The sequence below is a fragment of the Paenibacillus sp. FSL R5-0341 genome, assembly GCF_037975235.1.
GTDB classification, from domain to species: domain Bacteria; phylum Bacillota; class Bacilli; order Paenibacillales; family Paenibacillaceae; genus Paenibacillus; species Paenibacillus amylolyticus_A.
This window is the reverse complement of the sequence record NZ_CP150241.1, coordinates 2,633,103-2,653,211: the sequence shown is the minus strand read 5'-3', so window position 1 is coordinate 2,653,211 and position 20,109 is coordinate 2,633,103. Positions and strand designations below refer to the sequence as shown.

16 protein-coding genes are annotated in these 20,109 nt (G+C 43.8%); 4 read left to right on the top strand and 12 right to left on the bottom strand.

The window, feature by feature from the left end; all coding sequences use genetic code 11:
• Positions 1 to 136 precede the first annotated feature (136 nt).
• The 4 genes from glgD to MKX75_RS12145 form a co-directional block, all read right to left on the bottom strand.
• A complete protein-coding gene (gene glgD / locus MKX75_RS12160; protein ID WP_076330841.1) occupies positions 137 to 1,240 on the bottom strand; it encodes a glucose-1-phosphate adenylyltransferase subunit GlgD in 1,104 nt (367 codons plus the stop codon).
• Between the two features lie 26 nt (positions 1,241 to 1,266).
• Complete coding sequence (locus MKX75_RS12155; protein WP_062834030.1) at positions 1,267 to 2,436, bottom strand: glucose-1-phosphate adenylyltransferase; 1,170 nt, start codon at positions 2,434 to 2,436, stop codon at positions 1,267 to 1,269.
• Between the two features lie 585 nt (positions 2,437 to 3,021).
• Positions 3,022 to 4,173, bottom strand: coding sequence for an iron-containing alcohol dehydrogenase (locus tag MKX75_RS12150; RefSeq protein ID WP_076330840.1), 1,152 nt, complete (start codon positions 4,171 to 4,173; stop codon positions 3,022 to 3,024).
• 612 nt (positions 4,174 to 4,785) lie between these two features.
• The gene (locus MKX75_RS12145) at positions 4,786 to 5,445 is read right to left on the bottom strand and encodes a TetR/AcrR family transcriptional regulator (RefSeq protein ID WP_076330839.1); all 660 of its coding nucleotides are present in this window, start codon (positions 5,443 to 5,445) and stop codon (positions 4,786 to 4,788) included.
• Between the two features lie 244 nt (positions 5,446 to 5,689).
• On the opposite strand from MKX75_RS12145, the gene MKX75_RS12140 reads away from it, so the two are divergent.
• The gene (locus MKX75_RS12140; RefSeq protein ID WP_339169754.1) at positions 5,690 to 6,685 is read left to right on the top strand and encodes an aldo/keto reductase; all 996 of its coding nucleotides are present in this window, start codon (positions 5,690 to 5,692) and stop codon (positions 6,683 to 6,685) included.
• A 495-nt stretch (positions 6,686 to 7,180) separates the two neighbouring features.
• Here MKX75_RS12140 and MKX75_RS12135 read toward each other — a convergent pair whose 3' ends face one another.
• Positions 7,181 to 8,017 (bottom strand): hypothetical protein, encoded by an 837-nt coding sequence (locus MKX75_RS12135; RefSeq protein WP_339169752.1) that lies wholly within the window; start codon positions 8,015 to 8,017, stop codon positions 7,181 to 7,183.
• 164 nt (positions 8,018 to 8,181) lie between these two features.
• Positions 8,182 to 9,876, bottom strand: coding sequence for a M3 family oligoendopeptidase (locus MKX75_RS12130; protein ID WP_076330835.1), 1,695 nt, complete (start codon positions 9,874 to 9,876; stop codon positions 8,182 to 8,184).
• 604 nt (positions 9,877 to 10,480) lie between these two features.
• On the opposite strand from MKX75_RS12130, the gene MKX75_RS12125 reads away from it, so the two are divergent.
• Positions 10,481 to 11,236, top strand: a complete 756-nt coding sequence (locus MKX75_RS12125; protein ID WP_139331844.1) for a hypothetical protein — start codon at positions 10,481 to 10,483, stop codon at positions 11,234 to 11,236.
• A gap of 120 nt (positions 11,237 to 11,356) precedes the next feature.
• Positions 11,357 to 11,569 (top strand): hypothetical protein, encoded by a 213-nt coding sequence (locus MKX75_RS12120; RefSeq protein ID WP_062834023.1) that lies wholly within the window; start codon positions 11,357 to 11,359, stop codon positions 11,567 to 11,569.
• An 83-nt stretch (positions 11,570 to 11,652) separates the two neighbouring features.
• Here MKX75_RS12120 and MKX75_RS12115 read toward each other — a convergent pair whose 3' ends face one another.
• On the bottom strand, positions 11,653 to 14,400 hold the full coding sequence (locus MKX75_RS12115) for a PAS domain S-box protein (protein WP_339169751.1): 2,748 nt from the start codon (positions 14,398 to 14,400) through the stop codon (positions 11,653 to 11,655).
• A 271-nt stretch (positions 14,401 to 14,671) separates the two neighbouring features.
• Here MKX75_RS12115 and MKX75_RS12110 point away from each other — a divergent pair, with 271 nt between their 5' ends.
• On the top strand, positions 14,672 to 15,496 hold the full coding sequence (locus MKX75_RS12110; RefSeq protein WP_145147153.1) for a protein-glutamine gamma-glutamyltransferase: 825 nt from the start codon (positions 14,672 to 14,674) through the stop codon (positions 15,494 to 15,496).
• Between the two features lie 189 nt (positions 15,497 to 15,685).
• Here the strand turns inward: MKX75_RS12110 and infC are convergent, their stop codons facing one another.
• The 5 genes from infC to MKX75_RS12085 form a co-directional block, all read right to left on the bottom strand.
• The gene (infC, locus tag MKX75_RS12105; protein ID WP_339169750.1) at positions 15,686 to 16,177 is read right to left on the bottom strand and encodes a translation initiation factor IF-3; all 492 of its coding nucleotides are present in this window, start codon (positions 16,175 to 16,177) and stop codon (positions 15,686 to 15,688) included.
• Between the two features lie 118 nt (positions 16,178 to 16,295).
• Entirely contained in the window at positions 16,296 to 17,228 is a 933-nt protein-coding gene (locus tag MKX75_RS12100; protein ID WP_076330830.1) for a manganese-dependent inorganic pyrophosphatase, read from the bottom strand.
• 397 nt (positions 17,229 to 17,625) lie between these two features.
• Complete coding sequence (locus tag MKX75_RS12095; protein ID WP_076330829.1) at positions 17,626 to 17,949, bottom strand: (2Fe-2S) ferredoxin domain-containing protein; 324 nt, start codon at positions 17,947 to 17,949, stop codon at positions 17,626 to 17,628.
• A 101-nt stretch (positions 17,950 to 18,050) separates the two neighbouring features.
• Positions 18,051 to 18,803 (bottom strand): metallophosphoesterase family protein, encoded by a 753-nt coding sequence (locus MKX75_RS12090; protein WP_339169749.1) that lies wholly within the window; start codon positions 18,801 to 18,803, stop codon positions 18,051 to 18,053.
• 99 nt (positions 18,804 to 18,902) lie between these two features.
• A complete protein-coding gene (locus MKX75_RS12085; protein WP_076330827.1) occupies positions 18,903 to 19,910 on the bottom strand; it encodes an LLM class flavin-dependent oxidoreductase in 1,008 nt (335 codons plus the stop codon).
• Positions 19,911 to 20,109 lie beyond the last annotated feature (199 nt).

The following is a 20,109-nucleotide window of genomic DNA, read 5'->3' as shown; positions in this document are numbered from 1 at the left end:
TCTTCAGAATCGATTTCGTCACCTTCACTTACTGCTACGCTCTTTGCCAAACAACTTTAGTGTATGAACCTTAAATCCGTCCTACAGGATTTTTATTTTATATATATTTATAGAAGATATCGGTTACGTGTGGGTATTAGATAATAGTACTTTTCGCTAAAATGTATGGATTCGACGGGTCACCGATCAGCGTCTGTCCTCCGGTCAACTTCACGTCTTTATCCAGAATGACGTTCTCAAGAACCGTCCCTTCACCAATGTAACATTTCTGCATGATGATGGAACCTTTAATTTTGGCACCCTTGGCCACTTGTACACCGCGGAACAGAATGCTGTCCTCCACCTCTCCACCTACGATGCAGCCATTGGCAAGCAGTGAATGTTTAACATCAGCGGTATCCAGGTATTTGGCTGGGGCTTCATATTTAATTTTGGTCTGAACCGGATCTTCCTTGAACAGTTGTTCATATTGCCCTGTGTTGAGCAGTTCCATACTGTTACGATAATAACTGTCGATGGAATTGATCACTGCGTGATAGCCATCATATGCATACGCAGCGATATTCAATCCATCCGGATTTTTTTGAATGACATCCCGGAAGAAATGGCTCTCGCCGTGATCGATGCAACGTTGCACCTGACGCAGGAACAATTCCTTTTCCATGATGAAAATTTCTGTATATATATTCGGGTGGTTAGCGCTTTGGTGAATGTCCACTACGTTACCGTCCCCGTCATGGTCAACTTTGACACAGGCGTCATGCTCAGGCAGCAGCTGATCCACTTTTTTGCAAACCAGTGTAACGTCCGCTCCTTTGCTGATGTGATACCTGTAGACGTCCTGGAGGTCTGCTTTTGTCACATGGCGACTGCCCGCATGCACGACATATTGCCCTGCACCTCTGTGGAAAAAGTCCAAATTGTTATGGAAATGCTGCAAATCCCCCTGTGACGTATCTGTTGGATCGTTCCAGTCCGGTGGCAAAATAAACATACCTCCATGCTTGCGATCCAAATCCCAAGGCTTGCCGTCACCAAGATGGTCCATCAGCGAACGATACTTACGACGTACAAATACCCCTATACTCTCAATGCCTGCATTCATCATATTGGATAGAACAAAATCGATCAGACGGTAACGCCCGGCATAAGGCACCGCGGCTCCGCAGCGAAAGTACGTCAATTCCTTCAATTCCTCAAGTTCATGGTCAAGGTTAATAACTCCGATCAATGGTTTCATCGCATGCACCGTCCTTTTGGCTTCAATTAGGCCTTGCTGGTTATTCCTTGGCGAAGCTGACGTTCCAGTTCTTCCTGATCCACGAGCAATATATCACTTTCATCTCCCGGTGCAGGCGAAATCTGTGTTCCATCCGGAATAACCAATCCTTCTGAGATAATCGCTCGGTGAATTCTCACATTCTGACCAATTTTCACTCTTGGCATGATGACCGAATCAATGACGGCGCTGTTCTCCCCAACTTCAATTCCATAGAACAGAACGGAATGATTAACCTCACCATGCACAACACTGCCTTCACTAATAATGCAATTCCGTACTTTGGCCGATGGCGAGATGTATTGTGCAGGTTGGTTCGGATTACGTGTAAAGATACGCCAGTCCGGATCATTCAGGTTAAACGGGGTGTCTTCGTCCAACAGGTCCATATTGGATTCCCATAGACTGCGAATGGTACCTACGTCTTTCCAGTAACCTTCGAACGGATACGCATATAAGGATTTTTCATTTTCAAGCAACAAAGGAATGATATCTTTACCAAAATCATAGGAGGTGGATGCCTGTTGTTCATCCTGGATCAGGAAACGTTTCAGTACATCCCACTTGAAGAGATAGATACCCATGGAAGCGAGTGTGCTCTTGGGTTCAGGAGGTTTTTCTTCGAATTCATAGATGCTATAGTCATCGTTGGTGTTCAGCACGCCGAAACGGCTGGCTTCTTCCAATGAGACATCAATAACCGATATGGTGCAGTCCGCATCTTTTTCTTTGTGATACTGGAGCATTTTTTCATAGTCCATCTTATAGATATGATCCCCTGACAGAATGAGCACATGCTCAGGATCGAATTGTTCAATAAAGTTCAGGTTGCGGAAGATCGCATCCGCTGTACCCCGGTACCAGTTGCTACCGTCTTCACGTTCATGTGGAGGAAGTACATATACCCCGCCGTTTTTCCGATCCAGATCCCAGTCACTGCCAATGCCTATGTAAGAATGCAGGACGAGTGGTTCATACTGGGTCAACACGCCAACCGTATCAATACCCGAATTGGAGCAGTTACTCAGTGGAAAATCAATGATTCGGTATGTTCCTCCAAAATATACAGCTGGCTTCGCCAGTGATTTGGTTAATCCTTTTAACCTCTTACCTTGCCCTCCGGCAAGTAGCATCGCTACAACTTCTTTTTTCGCCATCATTACAGCCTCCTCCACGTGCATTCGTTCTGATTCATTTCAGAGCCCATAATCGATATTCTGTTGTGTGGACACTGTTGTCTTGATTAGGAGCTTGCTGTACAGATGTGTAGCTGGATGATTCAACTTGCAGTTGAACTTCTTGAATTGTGAAACCTGAAATAGAGATAATGCGGTGTAGAATTGCCTTGACTGACCTACTGAGGTGAATGTTAGATGTAGAGCTTAAGGTGTAGCTCGTGGACAATGAAATAGACTACTCCTATTTAACATTAAACACGAAACGGACTGGGGAATCTTACTGGAAAACATCGACATCAAGTTTAGGTTCAAATTACCCTTTCTCGTGCCGGTGCTATTCATAATGTATTCGATAATAGAGAAGCAAAATCCTTTAGTTTTTGTGCAATCATTAAGTGGAAAAATAAGTAAAAAAATAGATTGCGAACATGACAAAAAAGCCGACTTTCAATCCCGGCTCATTTTGTCTGTCTATTTTATGCCCCTGCTTGGTCCATGCTCATTCGCAGGATCATACTGTACTTTACTTTTTCTATATCCGTTCCTAAACGTTCCTAAAATGGCCTATATAATTTTGCGGAACAGCTCCATCACTTCATCCTTGGACGGTTGATATGGATTTCCTGGTGCACAGGCATCTTTCATCGCGTTATCGGCAAGCAGTTCCACATCAGGATCGTTTACACCGAGTTCGGACAGTTTCTCAGGGATCCCTACTTCCTTCGATAGCTGTCGAATGGCCTCAATGACGTAATCGGAACATTCCTCATCACTTCTACCCTTCACATCCATACCAATTGCCTTAGCAATATGACGGAATTTGCCCGGTACATGCTTGGCATTGAGCTCCTCTACATAGGGGAGTAACATGGCGTTACACACACCATGCGGCAGATCATATACGCCACCCAGTTGATGCGCCATCGCATGCACATAACCAAGGCCCGCATTATTAAAAGCGATTCCACCCAAGAAACACGCGTACGTCATATGTTCCCGCGCTTCCAGATCACTACCGTCCCTCACGGCTCTTGGCAAATATTCAAAGATCAGTTCAACAGCTGCTGCAGCTGTCGCACTTGTCACTGTAAATCCACCCGGTGTAACCATCGCTTCAACGGCATGTGTCAGTGCGTCCATTCCTGTCGCCGCTGTGAGACTTGCAGGTTTGCTGAGCATCAGCTCCGGATCATTAACCGACAGAGAGACCAGACTGTTGCGGTCCACCATCACCATCTTCACTTTACGTTCCTCATCTGTAATCACGTAGTTAATTGTCACCTCACTCGATGTGCCAGCCGTTGTGTTAAAAGCCACAAGTGGCACGGACTTATGTTTCGATTGATGCAATCCTTCATATTCACGGATATGGCCACCATTGGTAGCTACAATGCCAATGCCTTTGGCAGCATCCTGCGGTGAACCTCCGCCTATCGATATAATGGCGTCACAGCCATGATCCTGGAATACTCGAAGTCCGTCATGTACATTCTGACATGTTGGATTAGGCTGAACCTCATCATATACGACATAGTCTAACCCTGATTTTCTTAATATAGACAGTACCTGCTCTGCAACACCTGAAGTAATCAATTGGTGATCACTTACAACCAGCGCTTTGCGGATACCCATCTGTTCAATCATCTGGCCTGCTTCCTGTAAACATCCTCTACCCATCAAGTTCACGGGCGGAACATAATATGCATGTGTTGCCATTTGAACCAGCCTCCTGTAACCCCTGATTTACTATCTACATTGTAACTGAATCCGTTTTCAGATATAGTGAAATAAATCACAATGAGTCCGATAAATGTTACATAACAGTCTCAGTTTAACATACTCTATTCACTTAAATTAAAATCATTTCGCCTTCTATTCTTCTATAGAAACATAAATAATTAATCCATAATATGGCATCAACACTCACTTACCACCACTTCTTGTCGCTAGAGGCCACCAAATCCTCCGTTTCTAACTAATTTTTTAGTTAGCCGTAATACTTCCTCACATGCAATCCTAACGAGGCTGCACATATGATAATAAATAATTATGCTCGCTAAAACAGACGAATACGAGTGATCTCCTATAATGAGAGACCTCGTATTCGTCTGTTTTGCGTTCTAATCTTAAACGCACTTTGTTTAAAAGAAATGAAACTGATTGTTGTTCTAATCCACCTATACATGTAATAGAAGAAAAGGCAAGAAGAGGAACGCCCCGCTCATGTGCCACATTGTGCAGCCGTGCGTTTCATTCGTGCCTTTTATGCTTCTAATGTATAACGGAAAAACCGTCATATGATGTCCAAATTATTCTAAGTCACTAAGTTTAATATAAGTTTTTTGAGATTTTTTGTGCCATATACTCAATTTTAGGAATCATCAAGTTGTCATCTATCATTTTAATTTTATCAGGTTTAAACAACTGAATTTTTTTTAGATTGTAATAATCAAATAGCACTTGATACACAGTCAAATGGTTCTCCATCAAGTACTTTACATCTAAAATGTTTCTTAATATCTCATCTTGCATAACGATGAGCCTACCATCAATTTTATTAAAAAAACCCTCTTTTATTCCTTCATCATAAAAAGCTAATTCCTGATCTTCTCGTTGCTTCATGGATTCTTTTAGTCGCTCATAGTTCTCAGGATAACTACTTTCAAGATCTCTTAGGAAAATGTCTGTGAAGAACTCTTTTAATAAGATTGTTTGTTCAAATGTTTGCTGAAATCGCTGAACAATTACTTGGTCAGCGTCAGAATCTTCAATAATTTCGTGGATATATTCTACGCAAATACTCACAATAAACGTTATGATATCTTCTTTGGTAGAGAAATATTTATATAAAGTGGCCCTGCTTATATCCATGATTTTTGCGATTTCATCCATCTTTAGACTTTGAAATCCATTTTTTTTAACGTACGTTAACAACCTGCTAGTAAGAGTTATCCTCATATTATGTTGTTTTTCATTCTGCCGTTCCATCTAAGCGCCCCCTAATACCTTATATTATATCTCATAATCATCATTTTAAACAAACTATACTAAATAGACATTTTATACGCTTTTTGTTTACTTTATTCACCCCTCATGATATTATGTTTTTGTTCCTATGAATAACAGAGATGAAAATTCATATTGAACGAACTAAGATTGGATACCTTTTTAACTAGGCTTTAAACATTTAGGTGATAACAATCTAATTTTCATAATTTAAGGAGGAACAAAAATGCAAACTCGAAGTCTTGGTCAACAAGGTTTAAAAGTCTCTTCTATTGGTTTGGGTACTATGGGGATGTCAATGGCATACGGTCCTTCCAATGAAGATGAAGCAATAGCAACTATTCTTCGAGCTTATGAGCTTGGAGTTAATTTCTTTGATACAGCAGAATTATACGGATATGGAACTGGTCACAATGAACAGTTGCTAGGTAAAGCTGTAAAGGATTTTCGTGACAAGGTAGTACTAGCTACCAAGTTTGGATTTGACATGACAGCCGATCCAATTGGATCACGTTTTAATAGCCGTCCAGAAAATATTCGTAAAGTAGCAGAAAACAGCCTTCGCTATCTGCAAACGGATTACATTGATGTTTTCTATCAGCATATCCCAGATCCCGATGTTCCGATCGAGGAAGTAGCTGGAGTCGTTGGAGAGCTTATTCAAGAAGGCAAAGTTAAATATTTCGGTTTGAGTAATACGGGTTCAAAAACGATTCGTAAAGCTCATGCGGTTACCCCGGTTTCTATGCTTCAGACTGAATACTCCATATTTGAGCGTGAGATTGAGGACAACGATATACGCACGACTTTGAATGAACTGGGTATAGGTTTAGTGCCTTACTCTCCTTTAGGCAGAGGGTTCCTGACAGGTGCTGTTAAACCGGCTCAAGAGTACGCCGAAGACGATATGCGTCGTCACGACGATCGTTGGCAAGGTGAAAACTATATCTATAATCTACGAGCAACGGAACAACTTAATGAACTGGCTTCTACCAAAGGTATTTCTGTAGCCGAATTGGCACTAGCTTGGCTTCTTGCCCAGGGAGAAGATATTGTCCCGATTCCGGGTACACGAAGTGCTAAGCGGGTTGAGCAAAACGTTGCTGCTGCTAACGTCAATCTTACAGAGGCTGATCTTCAACGAATTAAAGAAATCCTCCCACACGGATCAGCTGGTAGTCGATATCCTGCCTCAATGATGGAAATTTTCACAAGAGATTGATAATGCTTTTCAGTAATCTACGTGCTAAAGTACAGCTCCTAAGATCACGCTGAAAGGACAAAAAGTATCTTTGCGGGAATACCCTTGAATGTATCTGCAATCATTCGACCGATAGAAAATGCCCTCACCAATTGATGGAACGCACAAAAAAGTAGCTTGAAATCCTTTAACGGATTGCAAGCTATTTTTTGTACGTCTCTGCTCACCATATTAAATAACACTTCAGGAATGCTCATTCTATTTCTAGTAGAAGTCGTTGCATCATTTCTCCAAAAGTTTCAGTGCGCCGAGCTCCACCGCAGAGTTTACGATCAAGTAACCTGGCAATAGATAACGATTGAATGATCTTATTTAGGAAGATGGGCTTTTGCAAGTGTTTCTTGTTATTCTTCTCATTAAGATACAAATCAATCTCATCTCTAATTGAACTAAAACAATTCAACCTAAGGTCTTCCTTTAGTCTAATCAATCCGTCACCAACTGAATGATACGCGTTTATCCCAAATAATTAAGACTCAGGGCATTTATTAAAGATTCCTTCATGTTTTGAATAAACTCGGCGCGAGTTTTAGGAGAAAGCTCCAACAGAGACAGATAAGGATTCAAGTCCTCCAGTTCAACTAATAGTAGTTCTCCTGATGATGTTCGACACGCATCCACACGTTGAATACCATAGTCAATGTTATTCCAATCAATAAATTTTTGAGCAAAAGATAAATCTTGTTCAGTAGGTGTATATTCTTTCAATTCCCAACGCTTATCTTTATCCGGTGCATACAATGCGTATTGATAGTCCTTGTCAATGAAGTAAAAGGAAACCTCGTATTCAAAAGGAATAAACGGTTGCACCAGAATACTATGCTGTTCATTATCAATCTCATTAGGAAGTTCTTCTTTAGTAATTCGCTTCATGCCAATGGAATCAGCCCCATCTTTTGGTTTGACAATGAAGTGTTCTACCTCAGGTAGAAATTTAACATTTTCAACGGAATCTATCGTGGGTATAACCGGGAAATTCACATTTGTTAATTCCAACAAATACTCTTTTCCATTCATATCTGCTTTACCATTAAATGAATTGTAAGTATTTAGTTGCTTGTCTACTATTCTCTTACGAAAAGCTTGATACTTTTCTTTAAAATTGGCAACAGGACCTGCATTTCGAAAGACAATTAAATCGACAACATCCTCGAAGCTCTCCATATCCTCCGGATGGCAAATAATCAAGTCAAACTCTTCTCTAAGTTGGGAAGTGAGATATAAGTCTTCCTCATAATAGTTTCTGCCTTTAGCTGGATAGTAAAGGTCTGTTACAAATAACATTTTCTTCACTTAGGAGCACCTAACTTTCGTTTTTTTTCATTATTTTACCCGCAATGAAAAAGACGACTCAGACACCCGCAGGTCTCCAAGCCGTCTAACTTATCAATTTCAAAGCTCCCCCACTACTTATTCTATGATGGAAGATGCTTTCACTAAAAGCTATCTACGATGGCTTACAGTGCCTTATCGTTCACGCCGTCAAGCCATGCCTCAATATCCCCAATTACGGAGGATACACAGCCATCCTCAAATGGAGAGTTCAATCCAGCCAGTTCAACCAAACCAGTGAAGGATAGGCTTCCCCCGGCTTTGCACAATGTCAGATAGTCAGCCCATGCGGACTTCATGTCTTCGTTGCTACGTTTCCAGAACTGGAAAGCACAAATTTGTGCTAACGTATAGTCAATGTAGTAGAACGGCGATGAGAAGATGTGGCCCTGCTTATGCCAGAAACCACCTTGCTCCAAATACGCATTATCTTTGTAATTAATATGTGGCAGATAGGTCTTCTCAATGTTGCGCCATGCCTGTTTGCGTTCCGCTGGTGTAGCTTCCGGATTCGCATATACAAAATGCTGGAATTCATCCACGGCTACGCCATACGGAATGAACAACAGACCGGAAGACAGGTGATCAAACTTGTACTTGTCCGTATCTTCCTTGAAGAACAGGTTCATCCACGGCCATGTGAAGAACTCCATGCTCATGGAATGAATCTCAGCCGATTCATACGTCGGCCAATTGTATTCAGGCACTGCAAAATCACGACTTTCATACACCTGGAAAGCATGACCTGCTTCATGCGTCAATACATCAATATCACCCGATGTACCGTTGAAGTTGGAGAAAATAAACGGCACTTTGTAATCGTTCAGGAACGTACAATATCCGCCGCCCTGTTTACCTTTTTTGCTTACCAGATCCATAAGCTCGTTTTCGGTCATCATCTGGAAAAATGCATCCGTCTCTGGTGATAATTCAGCGTACATTTTTTTACCATTATCGATAATCCAGTCCGCGTCACCCTTCGGAGTCGGGTTACCCGTCTTGAAGCTGAAGCCCTGATCGTAATAATATAACGTCTCCACATCAATCCGATTACGCTGGCGCTCTCTGAGCTTGGTCGCTACAGGCACGATATAATCGCGAACTTGTGCACGGAAGTTGGCTACCATCTCGGCATTGTAATCCGTACGGTTCATGCGGTCATAGCCGAGTTCCACATAGCTTGGATATCCCAGTTTCTTCGCGATCTGTGTACGTACTTTAACCAGTTCGTCGTAAATACGATCGAATTCAGCCTCATGCTCAGCCATGAACGTATATCTGGCTTCCGAAGCACGCTCACGCATGGAGCGATCCGTGGACAGTTCAAATGGATGAAGCTGTGGCAATGTGCGCTCTTCACCTTCAAACGGAATTTTGGCCGAAGCGATCAATTGATTGTATTCTGTGGAAAGTTTGTTCTCCTTCTGGAGTTCTTCAATAATTTCCGGGCTGAATGTTTTCAATGAAAGATCTGCCAGTTGGAACAGCTGTGAACCCCATTTTTGTTCCAACTCATTGCGGAATTTGGAGTTAACCAGTGCGCGGTAAAAATCCGTAATGTATTCCTGCACAATTGGTGCGTTCTCATCCAGAAATTCGTTCTCCGCCTTGTAAAACTCATCATTCGTATCAATGGAATGACGGATGTAGACCAATTGGGCTTGCGTCTCAAAATCACTGCGCAGCGCGTTAATCTGATCCATGAATCCGCTTTGTTCTTCAACCGTTGCCGCAGCTTCGAAACCGCTCAGCAGCTCACGGAAAGATGTCTTGATGTGTTCCAGATCGGGACGTGTATACGTATACTCACCAAATTTCATTTATGTACACCCTTTCCTGTTTGGCAGAATTTCGGGAATATCCCGATTTAAACTATCCCCTATTATACAAAAGAGCAGCTAAAAAATCCCATCTTTACGAAAAATATTTGTCCATCGGTCAAATTGTGCAACATGACTAGTTATATATATTACGTGCTAATGTAAGGTCATACTTAAAATGCTTTGCCACACAAATAAGCCCGCCTCGCATTAGCGAAGCCAGCTTATAGGCTTGTCTCTTCATTTCCACAATTAATGAATACTAGCTTTGGTCTTTATCCATAATCTGATAGAACCAGCCCATTCCGACCATGCCCACGACCATAATAACAGCCATAATAATGATATATGTCATGAATGTAACCTCCCTGCTTCCGTATATTCATCACACTACTACTAGTGTACACGGTGAAGCCCCATTTGAATTGACCGAACATTGACAAAAATACGAAATCTTTAATTTTAATAAATCAATTATTCCCACATTCACATGGTATCATGCTTATCTCGTTGCACGGTTCAAAGTTTCATCCGCCATGCTTACAGTGTATACTATACTTCTATGAATTGGAATTTGGATATTTACACAGAAAGGTTGAAAGACATGTCGACTCGCATCCCTTTACGTCAGCTAATGCTTACTGTTTTACTAGTCCTTATGTTATCTGTTTTATCCGCCTGTGCGGATGGAGAAGCGCATCTAACGGTGAATATGGATGGATCAACGGATCTGGATCTTAATCTTAATGTAACCAACTCTGCCCTTGGAAAGATCGGACAAGACAATCTCATGCCTCTGATCGCAGATGCATTGAATCGAAATAATTTCCAGGCAGAGGTTTCGGAACAGGGAGATCAGAAGCAACTCACAGCGACAACCCATTATGAAAAAAACAATACGACCAGCTTTGATACGTCCAAGTTACCACAAGGTATTCAGGTCGAACAATTCACTACAGCCGGCTTCTTCACTTCCAAAATGCATATCACAGCAGAAGCCGATCTGATGGAGTCCATGCCGGATGGTGAGATCAAAAATCAGATTAACAAGGTGCCTAGCTTTCTAAAGAATCTCTTGTTAAAAGATGTTAACTTTGACTTCAAGTTGTCTTTGCCCATCAAGGCAGCCGATTCCAACGCGGACCAGGTTGAGGATGGTGGAAAAACGCTCATTTGGCACGTTTCACCACTCCAGATGAATAAGCTAGATCTGACTGTACAGGTTCCCAATATCCGGAATATTATCATTGTGGCAGTCCTTGGCTTATTGTTAATCGTTGCGCTGCTCATCTGGATTTTCGTTCGCCGCAGACGGGCCAGACAGCGCCAAAGTGCACGACCACATCGCGGAAAACGTTAATTTCATCAAAACAATTTTATTTGTGACTTGCCAAACGGTGTTATGGATAGTAGAATACATCCGTACTGTGTGAACGGTTAGATTTTTAATTAAGCAAAAGCTAAAGAGGTGACAGGTTTCATGAATATCCGGGAATGCCCACTACCTGGTATTGGAGTTAAGTACCAGTTTGATACAAAGGGCGGCAATCAGTTAGTCATTATTGTACACGAAGACGGACGCCGTGAATTATTCTCCGTTGATCCACAAGACAACGAAGAACTCACTCTGATTGCAGAATTGGAAGATGACGAATGCGTAACCCTCTCCGGGTTAATCGGAGGATGGTCCTGATCCTTGTGATCAGGAGCCTATGAATTGGACTGAATGACAGAATAACCTGCACCTTGATTCTCAAGGCGCAGGTTATTTTTCCGTTACTTTACCCTTTGAGAGCGGATGTATGGGACCCATGTATTCAGCACACGGCTAATCTCTGTGGAATGGAACGGTTTGCTGATAAAATCCTGCATTCCGCATTTCAGACACTCCTCACGGTCACTTGCGCCTGCAAAGGCTGTTATTGCTGCGATGACCGGGATCTCCGGATGAGTCTGCCTGATTTTGCAGGTCGCCTCAATGCCATCCATAATCGGCATTTGAATATCCATGAACACCAGGTCATATTGTACATTATTCAATGACTCTACGGCTTGCGCACCATTTTCAACAATATCACATACCCCGCCAAATTTACGCAGCATTTCCTCCAGCAGATGACTATTGACCGCCTGATCTTCAGCAATCAAAATTTTGATGTCATGCGCAAGACTTGCTCGATCCAATTGCAGTTCATCATTCCCGGCGATTTCGATCGGGTCACTACTTTCATCGAGCCATCGTTCAAGCACCAGGGTGAACTGAAATTCTGCTCCCTCGCCAATCTCACTCTGGACGCCAATTGCTCCGCCCATTAATTCCACCAGTTTCTTGCTGATTGCTAGTCCCAGACCTGTCCCGCCAAACTTGCGATTGATGGCCGGATCAAGCTGTGAGAAGGATTGGAACAATTGATGCTGTTTCTCCATTGGAATCCCGATTCCTGTATCTTGGACCTTAAAGATCAACATCAGGTGATCCTGACCATACTCCTCTGAGAAATCAACGCCTACCTTCACTGTAATACGACCCTGCTCTGTGAATTTAACGGCGTTACCTACCAGATTAATCAATACCTGACGGATCCGCGTCTCATCCCCTCGAACACGTTCAGGAATGAGATCTGACATTTCACAGTAGAGTTCAATATTTTTCTCGGAGGCTTTCAGTGCAAACAGCTCAATCACACTACCCAGCATCGCCTTAATATCTACTGGTGTGCGCTCCAGATCCATTTTGCCTGCCTCGATTTTGCTGAAATCCAGAATTTCATTCAAAATGTACAAAAGAGACTCACCGCTGTCAATGATGATTTCCGCAAACCCTTTCTGTTCCTCATCCAGCTCAGTTTCCATCAACAGATGAGCCATGCCCATAATACCGTTCAATGGCGTACGAAGCTCATGACTCATAATGGCGAGAAACTCAGACTTCGCACGGTCCGCATGCTCTGCTGCTTCCTTTGCACGAATAATATCCTTCACGGATGTCATATCACGGAAAACCAGAACGGCTCCACGGGTTCTCCCCTGATCCATAATCGGCTTCAATTGGAACTCAGCCAGGAAACTGGACCCATCTGGTCTCCAGAAAAGAGATTCAGTACGCGGTAGACTTCGTCCCTCACGTACAGCCTGTAGAATCGGTGTATCCTTGGATGGATAAGGGATGCCTTCGCTTTGCATCTGGATCATCAACTGTTCGAGCGCTTTGCCATTCATTTCACTTGGGCAGAAGTTGATGATCTCCGCGGCGGCCGGATTGGCAAAGTTCAGATTCCCATTCAGGTCCAGTCCAATCACACCTTCAGACATGCCATTCAGAATCAGTGCCCGTTCATAACTGAGATTTTCAATTTCCTCGACGTAACGTTTGGACTCTGTGATGTCACTGGTGATCCCGTAGACCCCAACGACTTTGTCCTCAAGGATAATGGGTACATTAATCACGCTCGTCTCAATTCGCTGCCCATTTTTGTGAATCAAACCGATCTCGTAGCTCTGTGCAGTGCCCTTCACCGTTTCCTCAAAATGATGACGAGTCTTCTCCAGATCCATAGGATCGACGAGGTGATCAAAAGGCCGACTCAGCAGTTCGTCCTTGGTGTGTCCTGTCAATTGTTCCTGACCTACATTGGCCTTTAACAGATTGCCTTCCAAATCCAGAGAAGCAACTCCTAGCGGGTTACAGTCAAATAACGATCTGTACTCCTGCAGGCTTAACTGTTGTTGCTGACTGGCTGAAATATCACGGGTTACCGCGACGATCTCTATCAGTTCACCTGCATCGTCATACACATAATGTGTAATGGTATCTGCCCACACCGTAGATCCATCCTTATGCAAAAGACGATAACTGATCCGTTTAGGAGCCAGACCCTGCCTCTGCTCTTCCACGTAGGCATCGACCATAGGTACATCATCCGGATAGATAACGAGTATTCCCGGCTTACCTATAATTTCCTCTGGCTCATAGCCCAACATGCTTTTACATGCATTTGATACATATTTAAATGTACGATCAGGATCAGCTTGATGAATGACAATGAGGTCAAGGGAAGACTCTGCCAGCAGACGAGAGATGCGGCTGCTCTCTTCCAATTGCTTACGCTTCACAATAAGGCGTTCCTCTGCATCCTTTTGCTTCGTAATATCAGCAGCCTGTACCAACAGATACAATGGCTCACCATTCGTTTCATCCCTCACAATGCAAGCTCTAATCGTTGCCCATAATAGCGAGCCGTCCTTTCGTTTCAGACGAACCTCCGTCTCGTACATCGGACGTGTTTCATCGGTCATTTCCCAGAACTTGCTGCGGAATTCCTCCATGTGCAGATCTTCTTCATAGATCATATGTATGACCGACGTATCGATTAGTTCATCTTCACTGTACGCGAGCATCTCGCAAAATGCCGGATTAAGCTGCAACCAACGTCCATTCACATGCGAAGCGACAGCAATGCCTATCGGTGCGTGCGTATATAATTGTTCGAACAGAGACCGGCTCTCTGTAATGGATTTCGACACCACATGTCCTCCTTTATGAGAATCTGAATGTATTCCGTATGAACAGATCGACCTGAACATAACTTCATCTATAGAGTACTACCCCAAATGCCATGATTTATAAACGAGGTCAGGCAAAATCCCCGCATGAATCGACATTTATAATCTTGGATACTGACGACTTTCATGTGTACATACCAATTCGAACACATCACGTCATATACTACACAATACCCGTGCTCTCCCGATTATACAATGTTGAATATTCGAACAGGAACGGAGGTTATGAATCATGATCATTGTCGCCAATCAACCTGCCCAGCTGAACCGCTCGGACTGGTCTGATTTTGAATGGTATTGGTTACAGCAACTCCAAAATCGTCCAACAAGGTATGTCTACCAATCCATGGATCATCTTCGATTTGAATGGGACTTGAGAGGCTCTCTCGTGGATGCAGCAGAAGGGCTTGATCGAAGCGGGGTGAGTTTTGCATCCTTTGAAAAATCCAGATGTAATCCTGCCTACTGGAATCGTAATGCTGAGGGTGGATTCGAGCTCAAATCGAACGTCACCCCCGCCGATGGCATCCGGGATATCTGGAGGAATGGGCACTTATACGCCTTTGAATGTGCAACAGCCACCGTCATTGTGCTGTATGGTGGCGTGCTGGGAAGTATACGCGAAGACGCCTTTAATTCTCTGTTTCGAAATCTGTTACTTTTTGACTGGCATTATGACAGTGACCTGCGATTGACAGAAAAAAACGGTAGTGAAACCGCCCTTCCAGGAGATGTACTGTATTTCAAAAATCCCGATGTCTCTCCCGAAACACCTGAATGGCAGGGAGAGAATACGATTATGCTGCGCGAGAACTGGTATTATGGACACGGCATTGGCATTGCACGTGGCGAAGACATTATCCGTACCCTGAATCAGTTCCGCTTTCCAGGTAGCCGGGTCTCTGCCTACTTAATGGATATGGTGATCTACCCGGACTTCTTTTATTTATCCCGATTCGCCAAAAACGGCCAGAATAATATGACCGCTGGTTCTACGCCTGTATTACCCGGACAGTTATATGTACGCCTTGGGGGCAGTCGTTATTTACGAAGCTGAACTACTGGAACGTTAACGACTTGCGCATTGAATCGCACGCATGATGTCTCAATCCGAGTGACGACAAACAAGCCCAATGATGCAGCAGTTACCCTGCCATCTCATTGGGCTTTCCTCACATTCTTTTACTAATTGCGTTATCAACATTTGCCTTATCTTTGTGCAACTTAGATGATCACTTCTGACAACTTACGCATTCGGGTCCAGTTGTACCACAACCTGTTTACCACTTACCTGAACACCCGTCGTTTGGCTTCCGAATTCAGCCAGCGATTTGCTCAGTTGCTCTGCCCATTCTTTCCCTGCAACTCCTTCTTTGGGTCCATGCACCTGGATGACGAGTTTTACCGAATCACCCTTCTTCAGGATTCGTTCCGCCTGAGACTGTTTGGTATCCCGGTCATGATCCTCCATGGCAAGGTTCAATCGAATTTCCTTTACTTTACGTTTATCGGGGGATTTACTCGCTTTTTTCTTCGCTTGCTGCGCTTCCGCTTTGGCTGCTCCAGCCCCAATCAACTTGCACGGTGGTGGACTTGTCATCAGGGACAAACACACCAGATCTACTTTGTGCTGCTTCGCAAGTAGGAGTGCTTCCTGCGTGGACATCACACCCAGATCTTCACCATTTAGGCCGGTCAGCTGCACTTCGGCTGCTTTGATCTTTTCATTTTTGATCATGATTCTTCCTCCTCTACATCAAAAGCCTGTCCTGACCATTTACGGATCAGAGCAGGCTAGGATGGTGTTTTTCTATTTGCAATGTATATCGGCGTACGAATACGCCATTCCGTCCGATTTACAGCGTGTTGAATGCTTCCGTCAGAACCGGTACAATTTGTGATTTGCGTGATACTACGCCTTTCAAGAGCGCTCTGCTATCAGACAGCGTCACATTGTAGGCTTTTTCCACAGCTTTGGTGGATGTACCATATGCCAGAGCTACGGAATCGTTGTTCAGAATGTCTGTTACGACAAATACAAACAGGTCGAGACCTTTACTGGAGATAATCGCCTCAATAGCTGCTTCAAGCTCAGGTTGCTTCACGAGAACATCATTCACGTCAACGGCATTAACCTGTGCAATTTCCACTTTGGATTGACCCATTACAAATTCTTTGGCATCCAGGGAAATCAGTTCAGCAATTGTTTTTTGGCTCAGATCCGCACCGGCTTTCAGCATGTCCAGACCATAACTGTCTGCATCTACACCAGCAATGGCAGCCAGTTCACGCGCAGCAGCTACGTCCTGCTCTGTGCAAGTCGGGGATTTGAACAACAGGGAATCGGAGATAATGGCAGACAGCATTAGGCCAGCAATCGGTGCACTCACTTCGATGCCATTTTCTTTGTACATTTTATTCAGAATGGTTGCTGTACAACCTACAGGCTCTGCACGGAAATACAGAGGTCCGCTTGTCTCAAAGTTAGCAATACGGTGATGGTCGATAACTTCAACGACAGTCACTTCCTCAATATCGCTTACACTTTGCTGACGCTCATTGTGGTCAACCAGAATAACTTTATTTACTTCATTTGCAGCTGTTTTAATCAGACGCGGTGCTGCGATTTTGAATTGATCCAGTGCGAACTGGGTTTCACCATTGACTTCGCCGAGACGCACAGCTTCAACGTCCTGACCCAATTTTGTTTTCAGATCCGCATAGGCGATTGCCGAACAGATCGTATCCGTGTCGGGATTTTTGTGACCGAAGATTAACGCTTTTTCCATATTTATAGCCCTCCGTCAATTCTGATTTATATAAGTTTAACCAAAGAATGTTTACACTTGCCACTCCGATGACAGAATAACCTTCCGATCGCTGTTATCCCCAGATTTTTTGATTCCCTTTTTAAAGGGAAAATCCGTTGATAAGCATACGCTTCCGATGCAGCTTTCTTTCAGAAAGCTTTTAGGCGAACGCTCCGCTTCTCCAGCTTTTTTCTGACCTCTCCGTTCTCGTGTAAAGAGTTTAGTTGAACTTATATAGAAAATATAGTCATATTTTAAACATACCCTACTGATTATAGCGCTAATAAGGCTTAATTCCAATCCCGTTACAGCGAATTAATTGCAAATCATTCTCAGGTAAGTCATCTTAGAAAAAAACAATATCCTCTCTGTAATTCTAATTTACAGAGGTCTTGGCCACATTAGCAATCAGGTGATTCTCCAATTTCTCCCCTTCACACAAGGCCTGAACGAGTGCTCTGCCTGAATCCGGTGTCATTTGGCCATACCAGTCACCCTCAGGATACACAATCGTTACGCATGCATCGTCACACCGACCATTACATTTGGTACGCGTTGTGTGGATGAATCCTCCCGCCTGCTGCTTGAGAATCTCGTCCCGCACCGCCTGAGTTACTTCTTCCCCCTCATTACGCATGCAGGTTCCACCATTGCAGAGTAAAATGTGATGTTGCAGTTGATCCAGATTATAGATAGCCAAACTTGGTTCATTCCCCTCAAGTCGATATGATATGTATCGTATTTATTCCATCATACAACCTTATAAATTAGCATACGAATCCCTGATACGCAACGAAAATATTAAATCTCAGGCTCTTCCGTGCTCTGCCCTTGCCGTACAAAAAAGGTCTGTAAACTGCCGCCCTCGCTAATCTCCAGCAGGTTCAATTGCGCTCCGTAGGCACAACCACCGTCAATGCCAATTTTGTCTCCGCTCGGGTCAAACCAGATGCCTGTCTCATCATGCAAATGCTTCACGGGTGTATGTCCAAATACGACTGTCTCTCTAATCGACGTTGGTCTGGAATAGAATGATTCACGAATCCAAATAAAGTCCCGCTCGGACTGGCTTCTCCAATCCTCAATGTCCGGGTTGATCCCGGCATGCACAAAAATATAACCCGGAATCTCGTACACCAGCGGAAGCCGTTCCAGAAAACGAAGATGGTGTTCATAGTGTGTACGTATCCACTGTTTGGCTTCAGCATAAGCTTCCCAATCTATCTGCTGCTCATCATAAGTAAGCTCCAGATCCAGATAACTTGCCATCGTCTGTAATCCGCCATTACGAATCCAGTGTTGGTCATATTGCTCAACATCCTGAGTCAGTGCCTTGACCATCATGGCATCGTGATTGCCTTTGATCACAATAATATGGTGCTGTTGCTGAAGCTGCATAATCTGTTCGATGACCTGTTTACTGCTTGGACCTCGATCCACATAATCCCCGAGCAAAATCAATTCATCCTGCTGTGGATTATAATCTACAAGCTTAAGCAGCGCATTAAATTCATCGTAACAGCCATGAATATCACTAATGACACATCTGCGCATGTGAATCTCTCCTCTCCCTGAACACGCAAGAGTATAACCGGAACCTTGCAAGTGCAAGATTCCAGTCTGTTCAGAGTAGTTATTCCCGCTTGCTTACCATTAGTCCTGCTTTAGTCCAAAGGCTTCTGCAATCAAGCCGAATGAGCGCAGACGTGCTTCAAACGAATGGACCGCTGACGCGATAATGACTTCATCTGCTTCATGACGTTCAGCCATAGCAGTAATTTTGTCTCTCACTTGATCCGGTGTACCCACGATAGAAAAAGAACGGCGTTGACGGATCTGTTCCATCTCCATCGCTGTAAATGGATAGTTGTTCACCGTCTCCAGGGATGGGAATGAACTTTGTTCAAGACCTCTTCCAAGCCGCAGGAAGAAAAGTTCATTGCTGCGTGCAAGATCAGCGGCTTCTTCCTCTGTCTCCGCACAGAATGCCGAGACAGCAATCATTGAATGTGGTTTGTCATTCAGGATAGACGGCTTGAAATGTCTGCGGTAATGCTTCATCGCTTCTTCGCCGCCTGGTGTTCCGAAGAATTGGGCAAACGCATACGATGTCCCTTGCGCCGCAGCAATTCTCGCACCTTCGGAGCTGGAACCCAGCAACCACACTTCCGGTACTGTCTGAACCGATGGTCCCGCTACAAGAGATGCGAACCGATGATCCTCTGGCAATTGCTCGTGGAAATATCCGCCCAGATCCGCGATCTGTTGTGGGAAGAAATGTACATTCGATGATTTCCCCTCATTAAGCGCTCTGCTCGCAACCGGCATGCCGCCTGGTGCTCTGCCAATCCCAAGGTCAATGCGTCCCGGATGCAGAGCTTCCAGCAGACGGAAATTCTCCGCAACCTTGTAAGCACTATAATGAGGCAACATTACACCGCCGGAACCTACACGAATCCGATCCGTATGTGCAGCAACATGTGCAATCATAACTTCAGGACTAGAGAAAGATAGTGCACCACTACCATGATGCTCCGACATCCAGAAACGGGAGTACCCCAATTGATCCGCATATTGCGCGAGTTTCAACGTTTCCTGCAACGTATCCTGTACACTTCGGCCTTCATTGATATGTCCATGTTCGAGTACACTCAGTTTCATATATATTCAATCCTCTCGTCTGTTAGGTTCATGCGTTCTGTGAATATGAGTTTTGCGAATATTACACGCTATTGCTCACTTCGTTCTTGCTTGTTCCATTGTAACATTAATTATTACAGTTTCAAACTTTAGTTATCCTCTTTATTACCACACTCGTGTAATAAACATGCAAAAAACGCCACCAATTCTTAGACCGGTG

Coding starts and splice junctions, on each gene's coding strand:
- MKX75_RS12125 (WP_139331844.1), top strand. CDS start 10,481: ATGTCGACTCGCATCCCTTTACGTCAGCTAATGCTTACTGTTTTACTA.
- MKX75_RS12155 (WP_062834030.1), bottom strand. CDS start 2,436: ATGGCGAAAAAAGAAGTTGTAGCGATGCTACTTGCCGGAGGGCAAGGT.
- infC (WP_339169750.1), bottom strand. CDS start 16,177: ATGATCAAAAATGAAAAGATCAAAGCAGCCGAAGTGCAGCTGACCGGC.
- MKX75_RS12090 (WP_339169749.1), bottom strand. CDS start 18,803: ATGCGCAGATGTGTCATTAGTGATATTCATGGCTGTTACGATGAATTT.
- MKX75_RS12110 (WP_145147153.1), top strand. CDS start 14,672: ATGATCATTGTCGCCAATCAACCTGCCCAGCTGAACCGCTCGGACTGG.
- MKX75_RS12145 (WP_076330839.1), bottom strand. CDS start 5,445: ATGGAACGGCAGAATGAAAAACAACATAATATGAGGATAACTCTTACT.
- MKX75_RS12120 (WP_062834023.1), top strand. CDS start 11,357: ATGAATATCCGGGAATGCCCACTACCTGGTATTGGAGTTAAGTACCAG.
- MKX75_RS12085 (WP_076330827.1), bottom strand. CDS start 19,910: ATGAAACTGAGTGTACTCGAACATGGACATATCAATGAAGGCCGAAGT.
- glgD (WP_076330841.1), bottom strand. CDS start 1,240: ATGAAACCATTGATCGGAGTTATTAACCTTGACCATGAACTTGAGGAA.
- MKX75_RS12140 (WP_339169754.1), top strand. CDS start 5,690: ATGCAAACTCGAAGTCTTGGTCAACAAGGTTTAAAAGTCTCTTCTATT.
- MKX75_RS12130 (WP_076330835.1), bottom strand. CDS start 9,876: ATGAAATTTGGTGAGTATACGTATACACGTCCCGATCTGGAACACATC.
- MKX75_RS12100 (WP_076330830.1), bottom strand. CDS start 17,228: ATGGAAAAAGCGTTAATCTTCGGTCACAAAAATCCCGACACGGATACG.
- MKX75_RS12150 (WP_076330840.1), bottom strand. CDS start 4,173: ATGGCAACACATGCATATTATGTTCCGCCCGTGAACTTGATGGGTAGA.